Annotated in this window: 6 protein-coding genes and 1 pseudogene; 5 read left to right on the plus strand and 2 right to left on the minus strand. The window is 55.6% G+C overall.

Annotation, left to right across the window (positions count from 1 at the left end):
* Positions 1 to 23: 23 nt before the first annotated feature.
* On the minus strand, positions 24 to 560 hold the full coding sequence (locus tag WIH05_RS08145) for a hypothetical protein (protein ID WP_022272489.1): 537 nt from the start codon (positions 558 to 560) through the stop codon (positions 24 to 26).
* A gap of 526 nt (positions 561 to 1,086) precedes the next feature.
* Here WIH05_RS08145 and WIH05_RS08150 point away from each other — a divergent pair.
* Positions 1,087 to 1,746: a Crp/Fnr family transcriptional regulator gene (locus WIH05_RS08150; RefSeq protein WP_022272488.1), complete on the plus strand. Its 660-nt coding sequence runs from the start codon at positions 1,087 to 1,089 to the stop codon at positions 1,744 to 1,746.
* A 14-nt stretch (positions 1,747 to 1,760) separates the two neighbouring features.
* On the opposite strand, the gene trxA is transcribed toward WIH05_RS08150, so the two are convergent.
* Positions 1,761 to 2,072: a thioredoxin gene (gene trxA, locus WIH05_RS08155; RefSeq protein ID WP_022272487.1), complete on the minus strand. Its 312-nt coding sequence runs from the start codon at positions 2,070 to 2,072 to the stop codon at positions 1,761 to 1,763.
* 176 nt (positions 2,073 to 2,248) lie between these two features.
* On the opposite strand from trxA, the pseudogene thiE reads away from it, so the two are divergent.
* The 4 genes and pseudogenes from thiE to WIH05_RS08175 all read left to right on the plus strand — a co-directional run.
* A pseudogene (gene thiE / locus WIH05_RS08160) lies at positions 2,249 to 2,824 on the plus strand (thiamine phosphate synthase); the annotation flags it as partial.
* A gap of 27 nt (positions 2,825 to 2,851) precedes the next feature.
* Positions 2,852 to 3,658: a bifunctional hydroxymethylpyrimidine kinase/phosphomethylpyrimidine kinase gene (thiD, locus tag WIH05_RS08165; protein ID WP_337425237.1), complete on the plus strand. Its 807-nt coding sequence runs from the start codon at positions 2,852 to 2,854 to the stop codon at positions 3,656 to 3,658.
* A 78-nt stretch (positions 3,659 to 3,736) separates the two neighbouring features.
* Complete coding sequence (locus tag WIH05_RS08170) at positions 3,737 to 4,318, plus strand: xanthine phosphoribosyltransferase (protein WP_022272484.1); 582 nt, start codon at positions 3,737 to 3,739, stop codon at positions 4,316 to 4,318.
* A partial coding sequence (locus tag WIH05_RS08175) for an LTA synthase family protein (RefSeq protein WP_337425235.1) occupies positions 4,308 to 6,854 on the plus strand: 2,547 nt, incomplete at its 3' end. The genes WIH05_RS08170 and WIH05_RS08175, both read left to right, overlap by 11 nt.

The following is a 6,854-nucleotide window of genomic DNA, read 5'->3' on the forward strand; positions in this document are numbered from 1 at the left end:
TATAATTCCGCAGAGGCCATTTGTCAAATTCCGGAGGACGCCGGAGGCTGCTCCGATACAGGATACAGGGTGATGATGTCCATGACATCCCGGGTCCACGGTTCCTGGCCGGAGAAGCCGCACTGCACCGTTTCCCCGTCGGAATAAAGGGTCAGGTCTCCATAGAAATTATTCACATGGAGAAGATCTCCGGTTCCCGTATCTTTGGAGGGAAAAAGAACAGATTCAAACCGGAACAGGACGATCCACTGGAAATCACCTTCGCTGTATCGGTGGGTTTTTGTTCCGCGGGGGAGGAGATTCCCCAGTTTTGTCCGGAAGGCAGGGGAGCCAAACAGCCGGAGCGCTTCTTTAAAGTGCGGGTCCTCCGGTGTTATGAGGAAGCGGGTGTCCTCTGCCTGTATTCCTTCACTGTAATATCCGTGGATCTGGATACACTGGTCCAGGTCCAGGAACGGATACCGCTGGGCGATGGTCCGGGGGCGGGGATAGACGGCTGCGGCCAGAAGGCCTCCCGCCAGGATGGCTGCGGCAGCCAGACATTTTGTTTTTTTCTTCATAAGGTCCCATCCTTTCACGTCCCCCTCCGGGGGAATTAAGCGCCTGGATTTTCGCGGTAAACGCAGAAACCAGATTCGCGATAGTATACGGTCTGTTTACACAGCCAGTATACCATATGGAAGAAAGCCTGGGAACCCAGGCTTGTACATAAATTCGTGCAGAAAACCCCTTGACAACCAGAAAGGGAGACAGTATAATGAAATCATCCAAACAATTTGGAATCCATACAAACTTTTTGTAATACCATACAGTTCTCCGTGTGAGAGATGCCCCATTCCGCAGAGTGGATGCCTGCGGATCAGCCATCCTGGATCTTTTCTCCAATCTTTTTGATCCGGATGCTGCCGTTTCCCATGAGGAGGGGAGACCGGGGCAGAAACAAATCAATGCTGCAACAGGAAAACAGGCCATGCGTAAAAAGCGCCGGGCCTGTTTTTCTGTCTGAAAAAATAAGAAGAGCATCTGTACTGTGTCCCGAAGATGAAGTATAATGGGAGCATATAACAGAACAGGAGGCGGAAGGCCATGACCATATCCCAGTATTTTCCCATTTATGACCAGCTGGACAAAGCAGACCAGGAAAGGCTCGATTATGCGGCGGTGAAGCGGAGGGTTCCAAAAGGCACGCTTCTCCATGGCGGAGACGGCGTATGCACCGGCCTGCTGGTGATCGCCTCCGGCCAGCTCCGGGCCCATATGATCTCCGAAGAGGGGAGGGAGATCACTCTGTACCGGCTGTTTGAGCGGGATATCTGCCTGTTTTCGGCTTCCTGCATTATGAGCAGTCTCCAGTTTGACGTGTTCATCTCTGCGGAGAAGGACACGGAGCTCTGGATCATCCCGCCGGATTTTTATAAGGGGCTGATGGAGCGGTCGGCCGTGGTGGCCAACTATACCAGCCAGATCATGGCATCCCGGTTTACGGATGTCATGTGGCTCATGGACCAGGTGATGTGGAAGAGCTTCGATAAACGGCTGGCGGGCTTCCTTCTGGAGGAAAGCGTCCTGGAGGAGACGGATACCCTTAAGATCACCCATGAAAAGATCGCCAGCCATATGGGCACCGCCAGGGAGGTGGTCACCCGGATGTTAAAGTATTTCCAGACCGAGGGCCTGGTACGGCTTTCCAGGGGGGCTGTGGAGATCCTGGACCGGAAGGGACTTTCCGTACTGGCGGATACATAAAAGACCGCTGCTGCTTATTTTCCAATGAATTTCAGGATCTGCTGTTTTGGCATGGCGCCCATGGTCTTACGGACGACTTTTCCGTTTTCCATGTAAAACAGGGAGGGAATGCTCATGACGCCGAACTGTCCGGCCAGCTCCGGCTGTTCATCCACGTTGATCTTTCCCACCCGGATCTCCGGATGGTCCTCTGCGATCTCATCCACAATGGGGGATACCATCCGGCAGGGGCCGCACCAGGACGCCCAGAAATCCAGAAGGACAGGACGGTCGCTTCCCATGATCTCCTGTTCAAAGTTTTCGCTTGTGATATTCATAACTGACATAGAAAAACCTCCTTGTGGCTGATCGTTTATTTTCGTTCTTTATATCTGTATCATACCAGAAGGAGGCGGAGGCTTCCGTGACAAGATCACAAAAGCCCATGCCGGGCCGCCCGGGGCGGTACGGACTGGAAAATCAAAAAAGGAGGAGCAGAAACATGAACTGCAGACCAGAGGACATGCTTGTATATGCGGTGACAGACCGGGCCTGGTTAAAGGGGGAAAGCCTGAAGGACCAGGTGGAAAAGGCATTAAAGGGAGGAGTGACCTTTGTGCAGCTCCGGGAAAAAAATCTGGACCGCCGCTTATTTTTAGAGGAGGCTGCGGCCATAAAGGAGCTGTGTGATTCCTTCCATGTTCCCTTTGTCATCAACGACGATGTGGAGATCGCCCTGGCCTCCGGGGCCGACGGGGTCCATGTGGGCCAGAAGGATATGGACGTAAAAGAGGCCAGAAGGCGTCTGGGGCCGGGAAAGATCATCGGCGTGTCCTGTAAGACCGTGGAGCAGGCAAAGGCGGCGGAGGCCGGAGGGGCCGATTATCTGGGCGTGGGAGCCATGTATCCCACAGATACCAAATCGGATACCTCCCAGGTAACGGTGGAGACCTTAAAGGCCATATGCCGGGCGGTGGATATCCCGGTGGTGGCCATCGGAGGGATCCGGGCGGACCGGATCCAGCCTTTAAAAGGGACCGGGGCCGACGGAGTGGCCGTGGTCAGCGCCATTTTCGGCCAGCCGGATATTGAAGCGGCCGCCAGACGGCTTAAAGAGACGGCGGAGATGTATCTGGGAAGGCACAGACGCCGGAAGACGGTCCTGACCATTGCGGGCAGCGATTCCAGCGGCGGGGCCGGGATCCAGGCAGACTTAAAGACCATGCTGGCCAACGGTGTTTACGGCATGAGCGCCATTACGGCCCTGACGGCCCAGAATACCACAGGGGTCTCCGGGATCTTTCCTGTGACGCCGGAATTTTTAGCCATGCAGATCGACAGCGTCTTTTCGGATATCCGTCCCGATGCCGTAAAGATCGGGATGGTATCCTCAGGGGAGCTGATCCGGGTCATTGCAGAACGGCTTTCCTATTATAAAGCGGAGAACATCGTGGTGGATCCGGTGATGATCTCCACCAGCGGCTCCAGGCTCCTGGACGAGGATGCTGTGGGAGCCTTAAAGGAGCTCCTTCTGCCTATGGCTGCGGTGGCGACGCCCAATATCCCGGAGGCGGAGGTGCTTTCTGGGATCTGCATCCGGTCATCTGAGGACATGGTCCGGGCGGCGGAGATCATAAGCCGGGAGTACGGCTGTGCTGTTTTATGTAAGGGCGGTCACCGGTTAAACGATGCCAACGATCTTTTGTACCGTGACGGCGGCTTTTGCTGGTTCATGGGGCGGCGGATCGACAATCCCAACACCCATGGGACCGGCTGTACGCTGTCCAGCGCCATTGCCTCAGGGTTTGCCAGGGGATACAGCCTGGAGCAGGCGGTGGAGAGGGCCAAGGAGTACCTGTCCGGCGCGCTGGAGGCCATGCTGGATCTGGGCTCTGGTTCCGGCCCCATGGACCATGGGTTCCAGATCCCATAGGAACCGTCTTTACAAGGAGGACGGGTCTGTGATATAGTTGACTAAGTATTTAGAACTGCATACACTGGAGGAAAAATCATGAATTTTTTGGAAGAACGGATCCAGAAGGACGGGATCGTAAAAGAAGGAAATGTATTAAAGGTTGACAGCTTTTTAAACCATCAGATGGATATCCGTCTCCTGGAGCAGATGGGAGAGGAGTTCAAGCGCCGCTTTGCAGACGTACAGGTGGACAAGATCCTGACCATCGAGGCATCCGGGATCGGCATTGCCTGCATTGCCGCCAGATATTTCGATGTGCCGGTGGTATTTGCCAAAAAGACCCAGAGCATCAATCTGGACGGAGAAATGTATGTGGCAGAGGTGGAATCCTTTACCCATAAATGCAAAAACCAGGTCATCGTATCCAAAAAGTTTTTAAAGGAAGGGGAGCATGTGCTCCTGATCGACGACTTCCTGGCCAACGGCTGTGCGCTTCAGGGGCTTTTATCCATCGTAGCCCAGGCTGGAGCCATTACAGAGGGAATCGGGATCGCCATTGAAAAGGGCTTCCAGAGCGGCGGCCGGATCATAAGAAACCTGGGCTACCGTCTGGAATCCCTGGCTATCGTGGACGCCATGGACGCAGAGACGGGAACGGTAACCTTCCGTGAGCAGTAGGGGGCGGAATCCGTTCCTTCTGCTGATCCTGGCAGCTTTTCTGGTGATGAATGTGGTGGGGACAGGTCTGACGCTTCGGGCCTGCCCCCAGTTTTCTATTTCCAGGGAAGCGCTTCTGGGGGAAAATGGAAGGAACCTAAAAGAATTTGAACTGGGAGAACGGGGGGAGCTGACGTCTCTTTCCAGTGATCCGTGGATCTATTACGCCTTTGGAGAGCCGGTGAACGTCCGGTTTCTTACGGTGGAGGTATTTGGTGTAGGAGGAGCCGGCTCGGAGGCCCAGCTTTATCTGATCCCGTCGGCGGGCTACCGGACCATGGAGCTTTCCGATGGCAGGCTTTCCGCACGGTTTGGCCGTGCCCAGGGCTATCGGGGCGTCAGCGCTGTGCGCCTGGATCTGGCTACGGAGCCGGGGGCAGTGCTTACGGTGGAGGGCGCGGTGGTCAACGACCGCCTGGCAGTGATCCTGGATTTTCAGAAGCTGTATCTGTCCGCCTGGGCTCTGGGACTTCTGGCGGTCCTGGAAGTACTGGGATGGAGGCGGCTTTTCATGCTCCGGCAGGAGGAACGGAGGGGATCCTCTGGGAGATCCGGACCGGCGGCCATGGGCTTTCCAAGAAAATGGCCCCCCATCCTGGCCGTTGCGGCGCTACAGGCAATTTTAAAGGCCGGGATTCTGTGGACCCTCAGAAAACCCCTCATGGACAATGACGGAGCGGGACGTCAACATCTTTTGTGCTGGATGTTTGTTCTGGGCCTGGAGGTCTTTACCATTATGTCCCTGCATCTGGGAGCGGGAAGAAAACGGAAAAACATCTGGTACGGACTGGGACTTGCGGTCCCCTTTTCCTTTGTATGGTTTTCGGCGGCCGAGCTTCTGAACCTGGCTACCTTCGATTTCCAGACACCGCTTTATCTGGTCCTGAACCTGGCCCTGTGTGCCCTGGTGCCGGCGGTATTTCTGCTGGTCCTGGGAAACGCGGCTCTGGCCTTTTCGGGAGCGGCCCTGCTTTTTGGAGTGCTTTCGGTGGCTAACCATTATTACGGTGCGCTGAGAAACAATCCCCTGGAATACTTTGATATTGCCAATGCGGGGACGGCTGTCCATGTGCTGGGAAATTATTCCCTGGCTCTGGATGGAGTGTCGGCGGCTGCGGTCCTGGCCATTCTGGTGACGGTCCTTACGCTGTTTTCTGCCCTGGGCACAGCCCGGTGCGAAAGAAGGCTCAGAGGGTTTCTGGGAAATGTGGCCCTGGCGGCTGCGGCGGCTGCGGTCTTTGCGGCGAAGCTTCCCACCTTTGACAATTTTTCCAATCTCCAGATCATCACCAGCGAAAAGGGATATCTGCTCTCCTTTGCCTCCTTTATAAAGATGGGGAGGGTGAAGACGCCGGAGGGCTATACGGCAAAGCGGGCGGAGGAGATCCTGGAGACGGCTTTGGACGGTGCTGGGACCGAAACGGGACTTCTTAGGGAAGCCGGAGACCGTTACCCCAATCTTATCGTCATTATGAATGAGACCCTGGCGGACCTTCCGGCCATTTACGGCTTTGAGACAGACACAGACGTGTTTCCCAATATCCATTCCATGGACAATGCAGTCAGAGGAAAGGTCCTTACATCGGTTTACGGAGGCGGAACGGCCAACACAGAGTATGAATTCCTCACGGGCAACAGCCTTTATTTCCTGCCTCCTGGCAGCAGTCCCTATGTCCAGTATATGGGGGGTGTCCAGCAGTCCCTGGCCTGGAAGCTGAAGGAGCTGGGCTATCAGACGGCGGCGTACCATCCGTACCTGCCCATCAGCTACCGCAGATCGTCGGTGTATCCGCTTCTGGGACTGGATGCGTTCTACTCAGAGGAGGACAGCCTGCCCCACGAGGAATATCTCCGCACCTATGTGAGCGACCGGGCAGATTTTAAAAATGTGATCCATCTTTATGAGGAAAGGGAGCCGGGCCGCCCATTTTTCATGTTCAATGTGACCATGCAGAACCACGGCGGATATTCGGAGGACGAACCGGCGGTGGATGTGACGGTGATGCCTGTGGATAAAGAGCTCCAGACGCCGCAGATGTTAGAATATCTGTCTCTGATCCGCGAATCTGACGCGGCCTTTAAGGAGCTGACCGATTACTTCTCAGAGGCAGAGGAGGACACGGTGATCCTGATGTTCGGCGACCACCAGCCCAGCATGGACGAAGGCGTATCGGAGTTCATGGACCAGAAGCTGGAGGAACGGGACGGGGATCTGGACTCCCAGAGGCGGTATTACGCCAGCTTTATCCTTTGGGCAAATTTTGACATTCAGGAGATGTCAGGTGTGGTCACCTCCCCGGGCTTTCTGCGTCCCCTGCTGCTGGAGGCGGCGGGAGTGCCCATGAATGCCTATGAGAGCTTCCTTTTTGAGACGGCGGCCGCCTACCCGGCCATGAACGCCTTCGGCTGCTTCGACGCCTCCGGCCAGTGGAACTCCAGGATGGAGGATGAGGAGGGGGTGCTGGAGGAATACCAGTATCTGGTGTACCAGAACGTG

Origin of the sequence: Alitiscatomonas sp. (assembly GCF_037242085.1) — a bacterium.
In the GTDB taxonomy this organism is placed as follows: Bacteria; Bacillota; Clostridia; order Lachnospirales; family Lachnospiraceae; genus Alitiscatomonas; species Alitiscatomonas aceti.